Raw genomic sequence first — 15,586 nt, forward strand, 5'->3', positions numbered from 1 at the left:
GGCCTGGCCTAGATGTAATACATAATGTCGACTTGCTGTTGGGCGTTGCGCTTTTCGACCATGTCTTGCAGGGTGTACTTGTGCAGCACCCCCTCGGCGGCCTGGCGCACCTCTCCCCACACACCTTGAATCACCTGCGCTTCTGGCGTGTTAGACACCTGGGTGGGGTCGGCCTGGGGCTCAAACCCTTCGATGCAGCTCACCACATCATAGAGGGTAATCTTCCACGGATCACGGGCTAGCAGATAGCCCCCGCGCGCGCCCCGCTGGCTCTTGACCAGGCCCGCCCGGCGCAGGGTGGCCAGCAGTTGTTCCAGATAGCGATCGGGAATATTCTGCTGGCTGGCAATCTGCCGAATTTGCAGCGGCTCGCCGCTGGCATAGTGGGGGCTCAGCTCTAGCAGCGCTAGCAGAGCGTATTCACTTTTAGAAGACAAATCCACAGGGCGGGCGGGGTAAAGAGCGATACGGTTTATTATACTCCGGTTCTCCACTGGGGTTTGCAGGATTGTGCGATCGCGAAAAAACTGCTGGATTTGTATTGGGCTTCACTAAACGTCATAGGGCTTCGGGGTACTGTGCTGGGAGGCAGAAGGTGTTCTGGGATACATAGATATAGGGGCGATCGCACTTACTCCCCAGACCATCGCCCCAGCGCCCTCCTCCCAGTCACGGCTTCAGCACCGCAGGCAAACCTCTGGCAGGCCCTTCTCAATGAGCCCACTGCATCTGGTTGTTGATCAACTCGTTGGCCCTACGGCTTCTGCCCCGGCTGCTCCAACCGCTTCCCCAGTGCCCCTAGAGGGCTTAGCCGATTTTCTGGAAATTCTGCAATTTTTGATTCGCGAGCCCTCGGTGGTCGGCAGCGAAGACTCGTTTTTTCGGGTGTTGCGGCGCGAGCTAGACGAGGTGGGGGCCGAGGTCAGCTACTACCACGGCGTCTTGGTGGCCCAGGGTCGCCGCCCCCACGACCTGATGCTGTCGGCCCACATCGATCGCCACGGCCTGCTCTGCACCGGCCCCAACGAGTTTCAGTATGCCGCTTTCATCGCGGGCAACCAGGGCGAGCTAACCGGCGACTCGGTTTCAGAGCAGATGCTGCACACCATCGAAAACCGCTTTCAGGGGCAGCGGGTGCAGGCCCACCTGCCCTACACCGGCACCTACATCGGCCAGGGAATCATCACCAACTCCTACATTTGCCCCGAGCGCAAGAACCTGATCTTTGAGGTCGATGGGCTTGACTACCTTCAGCCCGGCACCCCGATCTCGTTCTTAGACCGTCTGCAATTTAAGGATGGCTACATTTCGGCTCAGCTCGACAATGTGATTAGCGCCGCCATCATTATTTTTCTGTTTCGCTGTGGGTTTGAGGGCACCGCCCTGTTCACCGCCCAGGAAGAGTCGGGTCGCAGCTGGCGCTACGCCCTGTCGTGGTTTCAGCGGCAGCGCATCGCGACCCAGCGGTTGGTCGCCCTCGACACCAGCCCCTACCACAGCCGCGAGGCCGCCGACGAGCAGCTCGTCACCCTGCGCCGCAAAGACGCCAGCGCCGACTTTGCCCCCGGCATTACCCAAGAGCTGGCCGATCGCTGCGATCAGCTCGGCCTTGCCTACAGCTACAAAGACGACTACATCGCTGCCCAAAACCTGAGCCGCCTCAAGCCCTACTCTTTGGGCCGCACCGAGATGGGCCGTCTGACAGCAGCGACAGAAGGATCAGTGACCGGCACCACGCTGCAAATTCCTACCACCGAATACCACACCGCCACCGAGACCGCGTCGCTGGCTTCGGTGGCGGCGGTAATTCGCCTGTTGCAGACCTATCTTGACTAACCCAGGGGCTTTAAGGTTGTTACAAAACCTCAGTTTCTCGCCAAAAGCTGCACAGGCCATAATAGGGCTAATACTGGCAAACCGTAACCGTTCTTTGAGCGGAGTCGAAGAGAACAGTGGTCTAGAAACTAGCAGAGCCTGGTAAAGCTGCAATCATGAAAACGAATATCGAAATTGATGATGCTTTGGTTGCCGATGCCTTGCGGGCGACTGGGCTAGAAACCACAGATAAGGTGGTCGAACTCGCCTTAAAGCTGTTGATTCAAATCAAACGGCAGGAAACTATCAAAACCTTTCGGGGCCAGTTACCTTGGGATGGTGACCTAGGTGCTGCGAGAACAGACCCATGATCTTGGTTGGTTCCAGCGTGTGGATTGACTACTTCAACGGTCAAAATACACCCCAGGTCGAGCTGCTTGATCAGCTTCTCAGTACGCAACCGTTAGCCATTGGCGACATAATCCTGACGGAGGTCTTGCAGGGATTCCGCCAAGATGCAGACTATGTCACAGCCAAGCAAATCCTTACCTCACTGACTATATTTCAGCTAATCAATACTGACTTAGCTATCAACAGCGCCGATAACTTTCGTACCCTTCGCAAACGAGGCATCACAGTACGAAGAACCGTCGACGTGATTATTGCCACCTTTTGCATTGAAGCGAAGCACGCCCTCTTGTTCTCCGATCGCGATTTCATCCCCTTTGTGCAGCATCTTGGCCTCAATGCGGTACGAATGCCCGAATGACAAAAGGCCAGCGTCGGGGATGGCTATCCAGCTGCTAGTTTGGGAATCCATCGCTATCAATGCCGAGGGAAAGCTGGTAGATTGCTTTCTTGGATTGTCCGGTGGCTTTGGCGAGCTGGCGGCTGGCATCGGCCCGAGACATACCCTGGCGCAGCAGCTGTTCTAGTTCTGCCCTGATGGCTTCATTTGAAAGGACGGGCGCTTCGCGAGATGCGCCCTGAATCACGACGGTAAATTCGCCCTTGGGGGCTTCAGCCTGGTAGTGTGCCAGGGCGTCGCCCAGGGTGCCGCGCCAAAATTCTTCAAAGCGTTTGGTCAGTTCGCGGCCCAGGGTGACGGGGCGATCGCCCCCCAAAGCAGCCACCAGATCCTCCAGGGTTTTGATCAGCTTGTGGGGCGCTTCGTAGAGCAAGATGGTGCGATTTTCCTGGGCGATCGCCTCTAGTCGCGCGGTTCTTTCCTTACCCTTGAGGGGCAAAAAGCCCTCAAAGACGAAGCGATCGCTGGGCAACCCCGCCACACACAGCGCCGTAATTGCCGCCGTTGACCCCGGAATGGGGATCACCGGAATCTCAGCCTCCACGCAGGCCGCAATCAGTTCATAGCCGGGGTCAGAAATTCCCGGCATCCCCGCATCTGACACTAGGGCAACGGCGTGCTGCCGCGCTTGCAGGTGGTGTAGCACCTCGCCAATGCGGCTGTGGCGGTTGTGCTCGTGGTAGCTAATCTGCGGCGTGGTGATTTGAAAATGCGCCAGCAGCTTGCCCGTGTGGCGGGTGTCTTCGGCGGCAATCAGATCGACTGCCTGCAACATTCGCACCGCTCGAAAGGTCATATCTTCGAGGTTGCCTAAAGGCGTGCCCACCACGTAGAGATGGCCAGGTTTGGGATCAGAGTCGGAGGCCGGAGGCATGGGCGGTGGCGGTGGGGGCTAAGAGGTTAGTGTAGCGTTGGCAAGTTAGACGGTTGGCGGGTTAGGGGTTCTTGCATTAAAGCGCGATCGGGCAGCGACAGGAGAGCCGCTTGAAGAATGATGTTTTAAACCTGCCCGCAGAGCAATCGCCCCTGGCCTTGGGTGAGCCATACTAAACAGCAGTGGTTGAGTCAGTGCAAAGGAGAGTCGTGATGAAACACCTTACACCCTGGGGATTCATACTTGGAGCAGTGGCCCTGACGGTAGGGGCATCCCCGGCTCTGGCGCAGGGGCCTGAGGCGGTGGTAGCGGCTGAGAGTGCCCCGGCGGCTGAGGCGGCCCCGGTGTTAGAAACGACCACCTACGCCGATTTATTCTCTATTGCGTTTCCGGCTGGGTGGCAGGTGAGCGAACAGACCGAGGCTCCGCAGCTCGTCGCCGATAGCGCCGGGGCCAGCGGCAGTCTGCCTGCCATGCGCACCGAGGTCACCTGGCAAGAGGCACCCCCTCGCGAGGTCGTGGGCGAGTCGCTAGAGTCGCTGCGCGCCAATGGTTACACCGTCACCCGCTACGATGCCGTCACCATCGATGGAGTCACTGCCGTGCGCCTCTGGATTAGCGGCATTCCTGAAGACCTGCCCAACGCGTTTATCACCTACGTGGGCTACCCCACCGCCACCGCCATCATCACCAGCTACTACGGCGACACCACCGACGATATCGACCCGGTGTTGAATGCGATTCATCGGTCGTTTGCGCGATCGCAAGCGACCAGCACTGCGCCCTAAGACAACTAGCGGCACTAGAAAGGTTCAGGGTGCAAGGTTGCCCCTGTTGAAGTGAACGTTTGTTCCGTTTTCCCTTGAGACTGAAATTTACAGGCTTGATGGTAAAGATGCCCTGGACCTACGACGATTATCCAACCTCCATGAAGAATCTGACCGCTGAGGTCAGGCGGAAGGCGATCGATATTGCCAATGCCTTACTGGAAGATGGATATGGGGATGGTCGGGCGATCGCGATCGCCACTGCCCAATCAGAAAAATGGGCCAAACGCCGCCATAAACAAATCGCCAAAAAGAATACCGGCGGCACCACAGGTCAGGCCGTTGCCGCCGATGATACCAAAGGCGATGAAGATCCAATTCACGTTTTTGCTGACCCGGAAGAGTCGGGATGGATTGCAACCCAGGGCCAAAAACGGATCGCCCAGGGCAGCAAAAAAGCCGACGTGGTAGATAAAGCTAGTGAAAAAGCGAAAGCTCAAAAGACAGAACTCTGCATTCACAACAGGCAGGGCGACATCATTGAAGAACGGAATTATTCCTAATGTTACTGCTTGGGTAAAGTCTAAAAACTCTGCCCCCAAGGCTTTTTAAAGCATCCAAGGCTGCTGAAAAATTTCGTCGGATATGAGTCTTACTAGCTCAGCATTGGTTAATGTGACCATGGGGATAGTGAGTGCTATCCTCCTAAAAATCCTCAAGCTTTAGACGGGGCTACCTTGCAAGAGCTATGCCTAGAGGATGCCAAGAATCTGTGAAGCCTTAACCTGATGCCAGTACTATGCCAGAAGCCAATCTTGCTTAAGGGCACGTCGGCGGAAGTTTGAACAGTCGCCCTTAAAACGGCTCAACAGTGCGCTGGATAGCGTAAACGGTGGCCAAAGCGACGTTAGAAGAGGGCTTTCACCCGGTAGGATACTACAGGATAATTTAACGCTTCAGCACGTGCGCCCTCAATGGCGGGGTGGCAACGGTCTATGGAATTACCAACGGAGTAATGGTTATGGTCGCAATTACATCGGTTCACGGTAGGCAGATTTTAGATTCGCGGGGCAATCCCACGGTTGAAGTCGATGTAGTGCTAGAGGGTGGGGCTAAGGGTCGGGCTGGTGTGCCTTCTGGAGCATCCACTGGTATTCGCGAGGCGTTAGAACTGCGGGATGACGACAAAGCCGTCTATGGCGGCAAGGGCGTGCTCAAGGCCGTGGCCAACGTCAACGACGCCATTGCCCCAGCCATTCTCGGCATGGATGCGATGGATCTCGCCGCCGTAGATCACAAAATGCTGGCCCTAGACGGCACCGACAACAAGGGTACCCTGGGCGCTAACGCTATTCTGGGTGTGTCGATGGCGGTGGCGCGGGCGGCTGCCGTCGCCGCCGATATTCCCCTCTACGTCCATTTGGGTGGCCCCGACTCAGTGCTGCTGCCGGTGCCCTGTTTTAACATCATCAACGGCGGTGCCCACGCCGACAACAGCGTCGATTTTCAAGAATTTATGATTGCTCCGGTGGGTGCGCCGACCTTTTCTGAGGCGCTGCGCTACGGGGCCGAGGTCTATCACGCCCTCAAGTCGGTGCTCAAAGACGCGGGTTACAGCACCGCCATTGGCGACGAGGGCGGCTTTGCCCCCAACCTCAAGAGCAATGTGGAAGCCATTGAAGTGATTCTCAAGGGCATTGAGAAAGCCGGTCTGCGGCCTGGGGATGACATTGCGATCGCCCTTGACCCCGCCGTCAGCGAACTCTATCAAGAGGACGGCAGCTATCTGTTCTATAAGTCTGACAACAGCCGCAAATCCACCGCCGACATGATTGACCTGTGGGAAAGCTGGGTCAACCAGTTCCCCATTGTGTCGATCGAAGACGGTCTGGGCGAGCAAGACTGGGCGGGCTGGCAAGCCATGACTCAGCGGTTGGGCGATCGCATTCAGCTAGTCGGCGACGACGCCTTTGTCACCAACCCCGCCATCATTGCCCAGGCGATCAAAGACGGCGTTGGCAACTCGACCCTGGTCAAGGTCAACCAAATCGGCTCGATTACCGAAACCCTCGAAGCGATCAAAATGTCCCACGAGGCGGGCTACACCTGCATGGTCAGCCACCGCTCCGGCGAAACCCCTGACGACTTCATCGCCGACCTGGTGGTGGGCGCGATGACGGGGCAAATCAAATCGGGCGCTCCCTGCCGGGGCGAACGCCTTTCTAAGTACAACCAGCTGCTACGCATTGAAGAAGAACTGGGTGCCAAGGCTCAATACGCCGGTCTCAACACCTTCAAGCGCAAAACCCTGACTGCTTAAAGACGCCCCATCATCCTCACAACTCCTCTTTTAGGGAGCGAGAGGAAAGCCCAAACCTAAACTGCCGTGGCCCTGCTGCGGCAGTTTTTGTCTGTAGGGATTGAGCCTGCTCAGCTCCTACGGGGTGTGGGCCGTTAAGCCTGGGCGTCTAGCTTCGGCTTTGTATCCTCCCGCATGGGACAGCGGCTTAATTCAAAACAGGCGCTTGACAGTTGACCCGGTACGGCTACCCTCGACTAGGGCTGCAAATATTGCCGAAAAAACTCGATTTGCAGCTGTGCCGCCAGGGGCTGATGGCCCGACCCGTAGAGGCTGTGACCCACCCCCTGAAACTCATAGAGGGTGACGGGCACCTCTGCCCGCTCAATCACATCGTGGAAGTTACGGGCGACATCGACCTGCAAAAAATCCTCGGCTCCGTGAAACAACAGCGTAGGGGTGCGAATCGATGCCGCATTGTAGAGCGGCGACGACTGGAGGTAGGCATTGGGGGCTTCCATCGGTGTTTGCCCCACCAGGTACGACAACAGGGACGAATAGCCCAACTGCCACTCGGTTAGCGTGTCGAGCAGCGAGCACTGGGGGTTGGCCGCCGCCACCAGCAGCGGATACTGGCTGGTGAACTGAGCTGTGTAGTAGCCGCCGTAGGAGCAGCCCGTGATCCCCACCTGGGCAGCAGTCGTCCAGCCCTGCTGAATCATCTGGCGAATGATCTCGGCCCCCTCTTGGAGGTCGATCTGGCCAAAGTTTTGGTTGTCGGCCAGGGCGCGGTAAAACTCGGGGCCAAACCCCTCGCGCCCCGACAGGGGCACCACGAGCACCGCCAGGCCAAAATTGGGCAGCAGATTCAGCGGCATTTCGACCTCGGTGGCAAACTCATTTACCATCGAGAAGCCCGGCCCTCCCTGCTGCCAAACCACAATCGGCACCCTTTCGGGCGGGAAGGCGCTGCCCGCTGGCTGAACTAGAAAGCCCTGGCGTTCCCCTTGGCCTGTGGTAAAGCTCACCGGATCCATCCGCACCCGGTTGCTGCTGGCAACGGCCTCGTTGATGGTGGTGAGCGATCGCGGCTCCGACTCGCCATCGGTGGTGAGCGCAAATAATTCCGGCGGCTGCGTTACCGACGAAAAACCGTAGACCACGGTGTCGCCATTCTCACTGGCAACAATCGACGCCGCATCTACAGAGCCTGGCGGTAGCGGCAGGGGAGTGAGGGTGCGCTGGCCCAGGTCGTAGACATGCAGATGGCGGTTGATGTCCTCGGTGCCCCAAAATAGCAGGCGATCGCTCCCCAAGAACTGCCCTCCCGATTCCGTTGGCCCCCGCAGGGCGTCGGTCGCGATCGTATCCAGCACCGTCCCTGCCAGGTCATAGACCTCAAAGTAGGCCGACTCAGGAAACGCGTAGGAGGGGTATTCTCGGCCCGCCACCACGCTGGGCCGATAGCGCTTGAGCAGCAGTCGTTGGCCATCGGGGCTGAGGCTGGCCCCAGCAAAGGGATCGCCACCAGAGGCTGGGGCCGTTAGCTCTAGGCGCAGCGGTTCAGATTGGGTGAAGTCAAATACCCGCACGGTGCTGTGCTGATGAAAGGGGTTGTCTGCTGGATCCAGGCGACCCAGGGCATCTTGCACGACGGGCTTGGCCAAGCTGGGGGTGTTGGGGGTGCGATCGTACAGGCGGCGTTCCTCCCCCGACGACATCACCACAGCCACTTGGTCGCCGCTCTCTGACCAGGCCAGCGGCTGAATCTGCAACCCCTCGGGCAGTTTGGCTACCTCCAAACGGCGCAAAGACGGCAAAAACACCACATAGATGGTGTCCTCGTCTTCGCCATAGACCCGCAGGGCAAACTTGGAAAAGTCGGGGGCCATGCCCAAAATTTCTCCCTCTTCGGGCTGGGTGGGGTAGACCTGGGTGCGCGACGCGATCTCCGTCACTCGATTGACGCTGATAATCTCCCACGGGCCGTAGGGATCCTGCTGCACAAACCGCAGAGTGTCGTTGCTGATCCAGCGCAGGGGCAGGTCGGGGCTGACCATGTCATACTCCAGGGCGAGGGCGTCGCTCAAGGCCCCGGTGCGCAGGTTGAGAAAGTGCAGACTGCGATCTTCTGTAAAGATGCGGCTACTGACGGCTACCACCAGGGTAGATCCGTCAGGGCTCAGGGTGCTGAGCACCTCAATCTGCCGCACCCCGAGCAGGGCATCGAGCCGGTTTTGCTCGGCCTCGGGTAGGGGCGGTATCTCAAACCCCTCCAGCTCCACGGAGATGATTTCTGCTTGCCCTGGAACTGCCGCTACCAAAACTGTGAGGGTCGCTAGGGTGAGCGATCGCAGCATTGCAGCCCCAGGAGAGCAGCGGCGGCTCAACCCCCTGCCCCAACCACCAAAAATACGCCAGGAATTCGCCACCAAGGCCCTGTAATTAAAGACAAGCCATCATAGCGCCATCCCCACACCTCGCGGGTTGATCTAACCGGATGTTAACAACCCCGCCGCCCCTATCGCCGAGAGCAGCCCAGCAAGCTAACGTGAAAGAAACCCACACCCTACCGCCCGTGACCCAGGCCGTGACCCAGGAATTTCAGCTTTCGATTACCCCCCTGGGGCCAGACACCTACCTGCTGCGCACCGAAGCTGTAGCGGCTGGGGTACCCTTAGCCGAGGCCCAAGTTACCTGGCCCCTAGCCACTTGGCTGTCCCAGGCCGAGGTGCTGTTTCAGGATCCGTTACAGGCTCTGCTCACAGCTGCTGCTGCCCCTTCCTCCACCCCCGATCCTTGGACTCAGCTCGGTCAAACCCTCTACCAGGGACTGTTTCAAGGGCGCATTCGCGATAGCTGGATCGCCGCTCAGGGGGTTGCTCAAAATCGCCGACAACCCTTGCGGCTGCGCCTAGGGTTTAAAGACAGCCGGGTGCAGCGCCTTCCCTGGGAGCTGCTTTACGACGACGATCGCCCCCTGTCCACCGGCCTCGATATCACCCTGTGCCGCTATTACCAAGCTCAAATGGTCAGCGATCTGGCGGTCATGGTGCCGCTATCTCCCGCCAGCGATCCCATCCGCTTACTGGTGATTATCTCGGCCCCCAGCGATCAGGAGCGACTGGCCCTGCGCCAGGAGGTGCAAAGTCTAATCAACGGACTTCAATCGACTCAGCCTGGTGATCTAACCTTAGATCTGACGATTCTAGAACAGCCAGGGCGGCCTGAGCTGGCCCAGGCCCTAGAGCAGGGCAAGTTCCAAATTCTCCACTACGCCGGCCACAGCGACGCAGGCGATACTGGCGGCGATCTGTTTCTAGTCAATCGTCAGACCGGTCTGACAGAACGGCTCAGCGGCGAAGACCTGGCGGGCCTGCTAGTCAACAACGGCGTCCGCCTGGCGGTATTTAACTCCTGCCGCGGAGCCTATACCCCCCACGACGATGCCCAGGCGGGCTGGCGCGACCAAAACCTGGTGCAGGCCCTCGTCAATCGGGGGGTGCCCGGTGTCATCGCCATGGCCGAGCGCATCCCCGACGATGTGGCGCTCACCTTTACCCAACTGCTTTACCGCAACCTGCACCAGGGCCACCCCATCGACCTATGCCTCAGCCGGGTGCGCCAGGGGCTGATGTCGGCCTACGGATCAGATCAGCCCTTTTGGATGCTGCCCCTGCTCTACCTGCGTCCCGACTTCGATGGCTACCTTTACGCCCATCACAGCTCCGCTGCCCCAGGCAATGGTTTTGGAGATGATGGCCTGTCTGAAACCGCCCTGCTGCTGCCTGACTACAGCACCGACCCCGACATCTCTAGTCTGGCGGCAGAGGTCTTTACCCAGCAGGCTAGGGATGTCGCCAGCGACGGCGCGGCCCCACCTCTCTACGACTGGCTGCAAGATCTAGAGCAGCCAGAGCCTGTCGATACTGCTGTAACCAACCTGGTACAGCGGTTATCTCAGCCCCAACCTTCAAGCAACGGCGACGGGTCGGGCTCCGATCGCCCCCTAATCGCCGACCCCGCCGAAAGCCTGCTGCCCCAGACCCAGCCCAGCCCTACGCCACTGTACCCCCTGCCCCCTGCCCCGACCGCGACGTCAACTGCAGAACTCGTGCCGCCGCTGACTTGGGCGCTGCCTCGGCGCTGGTCGGTGTCTCCTAACCTGCTGGTGTGGGGTAGTTTGGGCCTAGCGGGGTTAGGAGCAGTGCTAGGGCTAGCCACCATCACCCTAACCACCGTCAACCGCCCTACGGCAAGCGATCTGGCCCCGCCACCAGTGGTCAGTGACATGGGTGGAACCTCGTCGACCGCCAGCCCAGCGCTGCTGTCAGGGGCGCTAAATGCGATCGCCCTAGGGCGTACCGACACCGCCCGCACTCTGATCGAACAGCTGCTCGATCGCAATGACCTGACCACCGCCGAGTCAGCGGTGGCTGCTATCCCTGAGTCACAGCTGCTCGACCCAGACCTAGCCTACGTGCGGGGGCGACTGGCCTGGCAGCAAATGGTCGTTGGCAGCACCGCTGATACCTCCCCCAGCGATGCCCTGCGCGCCTGGACTCAGGCCACCGAGGGTCACCCCGACTTTCTTGAGGCTTGGGTGGCGCTGGGGTTTGCCCACCTGGCGCTGAACGACTACGACCAGGCTATAGCAGCTTGGCAACGGGCGATCGACCTTGACCAGCGCCAGCGGCGCGACATTAACCCTGGCGATCCCCAGGTGGCCGTTCCCGTAACGGTCAATGCCTACGCCGGACTGGCTCTGGCCTACCACAAGACCAGCGAGCTTGCCATTGCCGCCGAAGAACAGGCTCAGCTTCAGCAGCAGGCCCAGGCCTACTTCGCCCAGACCCTAGCCCTCGACTCCACCATGGTGAATCCCAACGCCTTATCCCTCAACTGGCGGTGGTCGCCAGCCCTGATGGCCAGTTGGCAAACCGCTGTCAGCCAGCTAGCCATCGGCAGCGGTGACCCGGTGCTAGAGACCAATAACTGAGCTTTTCTCACCGACTAAACCGGGTGCTAGCATGATTGAACTACTGAGAACCATCTATGCCCAGCACTCTCGCTATTCTGGCCCATCCCACTCAGGTTACCCTTGTCCTGGATTGGCTCTCAAAGCATGAGGGGGTGTTGACCCACTTTCAAATTATGGCCCCGGCAGAAATGGCCCGTGGCATTGACCAAGGTTGGGATCTAAAAAATATCGAGCTAGTTACCCTCAAAGAATCGAGCCAGGGGGGCGACATTGAGCTGGCCGCCCACATCATCGCCGGGGAGGTGGCCGGGGTGATTTTCTTCACTGACCCAGAGGCGATCGCCGTCGCTTTCCCTAGCTTCTCGCTGGTGCTGCGGGCCTGCCAACTCCAGGGCATCCCCGCTGCCCTCAACGCCATGTCGGCTACGCTGCTGCTGCGGGGCATTGCCGAAAGTCAGATTGCCTACTTGATCTTTAACCCGGTGGCCGGTCAGGGTAACCCCAATGCCGATCTGGCCCTGATTAAAGAGGTGCTTGAGCCCCAGATCATGGTCAACGTGATCATGACTAAGCCCGAGGTTGATCCAGCGGAGCAGGCCCAGGAGGTAATTGCCCACATTCGCTCCAAAACTGAGCACGACATGGGCCGCAGCTTGATTATTGCCTCCGGTGGCGATGGTACGGTGTCGGCAGTGGCCGGAGCCACCATAGGCACAGGTATTCCCCTGGGGGTGATTCCACGGGGCACCGCCAACGCGTTTTCGGTGGGCTTGGGCATCCCCACTAACCTGCGCGGTGCCTGCGAAACGATTTTGGCAGGCAACACCCACGTGATTGACGCCGCTCGCTGCAACGACATTCCCATGATCTTGCTGGCTGGGGTAGGGTTTGAGGCCGGTATGGTTGACGGGGCCAGCCGCCAGCTCAAAAACGAAATAGGTAACCTGGCCTACGTGCTCTCGGGGGTGCGACAACTGGCTGCTGCCGAACCCTTCACCGCCACCCTCGAAATCGACGGGGAAATCACGACGGTGACCACTACCGCCATTACCGTAGCCAACGTAGCCCCGCCGACTTCTGTGCTGGCCCAGGGGTTAGGGGAGGTGATTCCTGACGACGGCCTGCTAGAGATTACCATTGCCACTAGCACGACCCGGCTCCAGGGCATCAATGCTATGGCGTCTCTAGTCGCGGCAGCGGCTTGGGGTAATCCAACCCAACGAGACGACATTACCTGCCTGCGGGCTCGTCGTATTAAGGTGACCACCGACCCGCCGCAAAAGCTGGTGATTGACGGCGAGATTTTAGAGGCCAACCCAATGTTGTTTGAGTGTCTGCCCGACGCACTCACGGTATTTGCGCCTCTTCAAACGCTCTAGCCGCTGCCAAGGGCGCGGTGGCCGTGACTCACCGGTGGAATTAAGGTCACGATCGCCTACTCAGGGCAAAACCCGATGGCCAAAAAGGCACTCTGGAGCGGCGATCGCCTAGCCTAGACTCTTTGCTGGGCCGCGCTACAGGCTGTGTCCAGCAATTGAGAGTAGTGAAAGAACGTGAGATTAGGGGCTGGGGTGTCGCTCAGGCCGATACTCCCGCAGCCAGCAGCGTTCTAGGTAACGCACTTGGTGCAAATACCAAAACCGCCAAGGATTGAGTACGGTTTTGTGGTTGCGACAAAAAACTGGTTGGTAAAGATAGGGCAAGATGGGAAACCGCATTGTTCTCAATAGGATTGATCAATAGGGACGAAGCTGGACTAGGATTCGCGTCAAGGGCTTGTTTCAAGGGCAACACAGCAGTCAGCCAGGGCTGCTTTCTCAGTATAGGCAGATGAAAAAAGAGACCCAACATTGGGTCTCTCAGATGGAAAGATAATTAATAATCGAACACAGAATTTAGGGATGGAGCTGACGGGAGTCGAACCCGTGTCCGCTCTGAGTATTAACACACCACTCATTCACAGGCTTAGCCCGTCTAATCCTCAGGGCCGGAACCGCCACTTATCCCGGACGGCGGGATTCTCTGGCTAAGTCTTAATCAGTGAATCCACCAGAGGAGAATCACTGAAGCATCCGTTGGGGTTTGTCCATAGCTCTTAACGGAGTCGAACTATGAACGCTCGCTAACTAAGTTAGAACTAAACTAGGTTTAGATTAAGCGGCAACAGGTGCAGCTTTACGAGCAAAAGGAACGATGTTGTTCGCATTTACGTTTGTTTTGAGCCTTGATTTACGAGAGTAGACTCACTCTCGGCCTGTATCACAGCGTGACTTTCGTCAAAACGTCGAAACCGTTACAGCCCCACGATATTGCTTACCCAACCATTATAGATCATGGATTTGGCTGATCGGTATTTCCCTGGTTTTCAAGTGGGGTGAGAAGAACACGATCGCGGCTGAGTGCCACCGCGATCGGGCTAGGGTTACTCTGCCTTCAACGTTTCCCTGGGGCCGCAAACCAACGATCCCCACCGCAGCCTTGATTAGAAATCCCTTATGCCGCCAATAATCTTTCGTAAACTCGATGGTGTAGTCATCAAAGTATAATATTTACTTAATGGTTCTGTTTCTGGCGGGGGTTGCCCACTGGCAGCATGCGCCAAGGCAGGCTCTAGGTTTTAATCACATCTCATAGTCATAATCAGCGATTTGCCCCATGGGCAGCTGTTTGCAGAAATAAGGACTTTTTACCCCTATGACCACGACCAACGACTCTAGCAACGGTAGTGCCGATACCCCCGAAAAAGAACCAACCCGCTCTACTCGGGGCAATCGTTCTAAACGTGCTGCTGCTGGCGGCATCGTCAAAGCTAGTGCTGAGAACGGCGATGTCATGGTGCTGGCCGACAACACTCGAGTTGTTGAGACTGACAGTCTGCCCAACCATCGTCCCATTGCCTTAGGTACCTTTGAGATCGTGGGTACTCTCGATCGCGCTGGCACTCGCCCCATTGGTGCCAATACCTTTGAGATCTCAACCGTGGATACTTTGCCAGGGCACCGTCCGGTAGGCGTAAGCACCCTGCACATTGCCGATATTCACACGCTGCCCGGCGATCGCCCCATTGCCAATAATGACGATGTAGATCCTCATCCTTCTATCTTGATGGGCTATCTAGACTAGTCAACGTCAGATTCTCCCAACAAAAAAGCTCCTCACGTAGAGGAGCTTTTTTGTTGGGAATGGAGCTGGGTACCTGTGGACTAACCTAGAAAACGCTAAGTTGAACCAGCAGTTACCCAGTCCTTAATCTCAAAGCTATTCAGCAGCGACAGCGGCGGGGTAAACGCTGACTTTCTTGCCGTTCTTGCCGCGACGCTCGAAGGTCACTACACCGTCTACTAGCGCAAACAGCGTGTCGTCGCCACCGCGACCCACATTGTTACCGGGGTGAATTTTGGTGCCCCGCTGACGAATCAAAATGTTGCCAGCGATCACAGCTTCGCCACCGTAGCGCTTAACGCCGAGGCGCTTAGCGTTTGAGTCGCGCCCGTTGCGAGTACTACCTGTACCTTTCTTGTGAGCCATGGGTGTATTCCTTCAACCTACCTACTGTTTAATCTAGCGCGAGTTGGGGAGGCTTAGCTTTCAGCTTCGGCCTCAACCGCTGCCTTCGCAGGAGCATCGGCTTGGGCGGGAGCAGATTCGCCTGCGATCACTTTGCCGTTCATCTCAATGGAGTTAATCATCACTCGGGTGAGTTCTTGGCGGTGGCCCTGCTTTTTGCGGGTTTTCTTCTTGGGCTGCATCTTGTAGACGATTACCTTGCGACCCCGCAGATGGCTGACTACGCTACCTACTACGGTTGCGCCTTCAACGACAGGCTGGCCCACCACAGATTCGCCATCGTTGCTGACAAACAGCACCCGGTCTAGGGTGACTTGGTCATCTACATCGAGGGCCAAGCGATCTACGTCGTAGAAGCGACCGGGCTCTACCCGCAGCTGCGTTCCACTGGTTTCAACAATTGCGTACGTCATTTCTTTTACCTCATAACCGCCGTACAGGTGCCAACGACCCCAAGACTGGGGCTCCGCTGCGG

General features: G+C 58.0%; 14 protein-coding genes and 1 other RNA gene. 9 read left to right on the plus strand and 6 right to left on the minus strand.

Annotated features, from left to right (window positions below; translation table 11 throughout):
• Nucleotides 1-8: 8 nt before the first annotated feature.
• Nucleotides 9-443, minus strand: a complete 435-nt coding sequence (locus H6G07_RS15935; RefSeq protein WP_073609073.1) for an RrF2 family transcriptional regulator — start codon at nucleotides 441-443, stop codon at nucleotides 9-11.
• A 271-nt stretch (nucleotides 444-714) separates the two neighbouring features.
• On the opposite strand from H6G07_RS15935, the gene H6G07_RS15940 reads away from it, so the two are divergent.
• The 3 genes from H6G07_RS15940 (at nucleotide 715) to vapC (ending at nucleotide 2,584) form a co-directional block, all read left to right on the plus strand.
• Entirely contained in the window at nucleotides 715-1,836 is a 1,122-nt protein-coding gene (locus tag H6G07_RS15940) for a peptidase M42 (RefSeq protein ID WP_139297070.1), read from the plus strand.
• A 155-nt stretch (nucleotides 1,837-1,991) separates the two neighbouring features.
• A complete protein-coding gene (locus tag H6G07_RS15945; protein ID WP_073609072.1) occupies nucleotides 1,992-2,186 on the plus strand; it encodes a type II toxin-antitoxin system VapB family antitoxin in 195 nt (64 codons plus the stop codon).
• Complete coding sequence (gene vapC, locus H6G07_RS15950; RefSeq protein WP_073609071.1) at nucleotides 2,183-2,584, plus strand: type II toxin-antitoxin system VapC family toxin; 402 nt, start codon at nucleotides 2,183-2,185, stop codon at nucleotides 2,582-2,584. Before H6G07_RS15945 ends, vapC begins: the two co-directional genes overlap by 4 nt.
• 34 nt (nucleotides 2,585-2,618) lie before the next feature.
• Here the strand turns inward: vapC and rsmI are convergent, their stop codons facing one another.
• A complete protein-coding gene (gene rsmI, locus H6G07_RS15955) occupies nucleotides 2,619-3,497 on the minus strand; it encodes a 16S rRNA (cytidine(1402)-2'-O)-methyltransferase (RefSeq protein WP_073609070.1) in 879 nt (292 codons plus the stop codon).
• Nucleotides 3,498-3,709: 212 nt separating this feature from the next.
• Between rsmI and H6G07_RS15960 the strand changes: the two genes are divergently transcribed.
• The 3 genes from H6G07_RS15960 (at nucleotide 3,710) to eno (ending at nucleotide 6,584) form a co-directional block, all read left to right on the plus strand.
• Complete coding sequence (locus H6G07_RS15960) at nucleotides 3,710-4,285, plus strand: PsbP-related protein (protein ID WP_139297069.1); 576 nt, start codon at nucleotides 3,710-3,712, stop codon at nucleotides 4,283-4,285.
• A 74-nt stretch (nucleotides 4,286-4,359) separates the two neighbouring features.
• Nucleotides 4,360-4,827 (plus strand): DUF2188 domain-containing protein, encoded by a 468-nt coding sequence (locus H6G07_RS15965; protein WP_199312140.1) that lies wholly within the window; start codon nucleotides 4,360-4,362, stop codon nucleotides 4,825-4,827.
• A gap of 452 nt (nucleotides 4,828-5,279) precedes the next feature.
• Nucleotides 5,280-6,584 carry a phosphopyruvate hydratase gene (gene eno / locus H6G07_RS15970; protein WP_338420705.1) on the plus strand — a complete coding sequence of 435 codons (1,305 nt, stop codon included), beginning with the start codon at nucleotides 5,280-5,282 and terminating at the stop codon, nucleotides 6,582-6,584.
• Nucleotides 6,585-6,820: 236 nt separating this feature from the next.
• On the opposite strand, the gene H6G07_RS15975 is transcribed toward eno, so the two are convergent.
• Complete coding sequence (locus H6G07_RS15975; protein WP_199312142.1) at nucleotides 6,821-8,953, minus strand: alpha/beta hydrolase family protein; 2,133 nt, start codon at nucleotides 8,951-8,953, stop codon at nucleotides 6,821-6,823.
• Between the two features lie 110 nt (nucleotides 8,954-9,063).
• On the opposite strand from H6G07_RS15975, the gene H6G07_RS15980 reads away from it, so the two are divergent.
• Nucleotides 9,064-11,562, plus strand: coding sequence for a CHAT domain-containing protein (locus H6G07_RS15980; protein WP_084173227.1), 2,499 nt, complete (start codon nucleotides 9,064-9,066; stop codon nucleotides 11,560-11,562).
• A 56-nt stretch (nucleotides 11,563-11,618) separates the two neighbouring features.
• Nucleotides 11,619-12,923, plus strand: a complete 1,305-nt coding sequence (locus H6G07_RS15985) for a YegS/Rv2252/BmrU family lipid kinase (RefSeq protein WP_073609067.1) — start codon at nucleotides 11,619-11,621, stop codon at nucleotides 12,921-12,923.
• A gap of 520 nt (nucleotides 12,924-13,443) precedes the next feature.
• On the opposite strand, the gene ssrA is transcribed toward H6G07_RS15985, so the two are convergent.
• Nucleotides 13,444-13,847: a transfer-messenger RNA gene (ssrA, locus tag H6G07_RS15990) on the minus strand.
• Nucleotides 13,848-14,238: 391 nt separating this feature from the next.
• On the opposite strand from ssrA, the gene H6G07_RS15995 reads away from it, so the two are divergent.
• Entirely contained in the window at nucleotides 14,239-14,667 is a 429-nt protein-coding gene (locus tag H6G07_RS15995; protein ID WP_073609066.1) for a hypothetical protein, read from the plus strand.
• A gap of 135 nt (nucleotides 14,668-14,802) precedes the next feature.
• On the opposite strand, the gene rpmA is transcribed toward H6G07_RS15995, so the two are convergent.
• Complete coding sequence (gene rpmA / locus H6G07_RS16000) at nucleotides 14,803-15,072, minus strand: 50S ribosomal protein L27 (RefSeq protein ID WP_073609065.1); 270 nt, start codon at nucleotides 15,070-15,072, stop codon at nucleotides 14,803-14,805.
• Between the two features lie 53 nt (nucleotides 15,073-15,125).
• Nucleotides 15,126-15,524 (minus strand): 50S ribosomal protein L21, encoded by a 399-nt coding sequence (rplU, locus tag H6G07_RS16005; RefSeq protein WP_073609064.1) that lies wholly within the window; start codon nucleotides 15,522-15,524, stop codon nucleotides 15,126-15,128.
• Nucleotides 15,525-15,586 lie beyond the last annotated feature (62 nt).

The sequence above is a fragment of the Phormidium tenue FACHB-1052 genome (assembly GCF_014696675.1).
GTDB lineage: Bacteria > Cyanobacteriota > Cyanobacteriia > Phormidesmidales > Phormidesmidaceae > Nodosilinea > Nodosilinea tenuis_A.

What these genes read in the sequence shown, in the direction of transcription:
- eno (WP_338420705.1), top strand. Translation starts at nt 5,280, where the DNA reads ATGGTTATGGTCGCAATTACATCGGTTCACGGTAGGCAGATTTTAGAT.
- rpmA (WP_073609065.1), bottom strand. Translation starts at nt 15,072, where the DNA reads ATGGCTCACAAGAAAGGTACAGGTAGTACTCGCAACGGGCGCGACTCA.
- H6G07_RS15960 (WP_139297069.1), top strand. Translation starts at nt 3,710, where the DNA reads ATGAAACACCTTACACCCTGGGGATTCATACTTGGAGCAGTGGCCCTG.
- H6G07_RS15940 (WP_139297070.1), top strand. Translation starts at nt 715, where the DNA reads ATGAGCCCACTGCATCTGGTTGTTGATCAACTCGTTGGCCCTACGGCT.
- rplU (WP_073609064.1), bottom strand. Translation starts at nt 15,524, where the DNA reads ATGACGTACGCAATTGTTGAAACCAGTGGAACGCAGCTGCGGGTAGAG.
- vapC (WP_073609071.1), top strand. Translation starts at nt 2,183, where the DNA reads ATGATCTTGGTTGGTTCCAGCGTGTGGATTGACTACTTCAACGGTCAA.
- H6G07_RS15985 (WP_073609067.1), top strand. Translation starts at nt 11,619, where the DNA reads ATGCCCAGCACTCTCGCTATTCTGGCCCATCCCACTCAGGTTACCCTT.
- H6G07_RS15995 (WP_073609066.1), top strand. Translation starts at nt 14,239, where the DNA reads ATGACCACGACCAACGACTCTAGCAACGGTAGTGCCGATACCCCCGAA.
- H6G07_RS15945 (WP_073609072.1), top strand. Translation starts at nt 1,992, where the DNA reads ATGAAAACGAATATCGAAATTGATGATGCTTTGGTTGCCGATGCCTTG.
- H6G07_RS15980 (WP_084173227.1), top strand. Translation starts at nt 9,064, where the DNA reads ATGTTAACAACCCCGCCGCCCCTATCGCCGAGAGCAGCCCAGCAAGCT.
- rsmI (WP_073609070.1), bottom strand. Translation starts at nt 3,497, where the DNA reads ATGCCTCCGGCCTCCGACTCTGATCCCAAACCTGGCCATCTCTACGTG.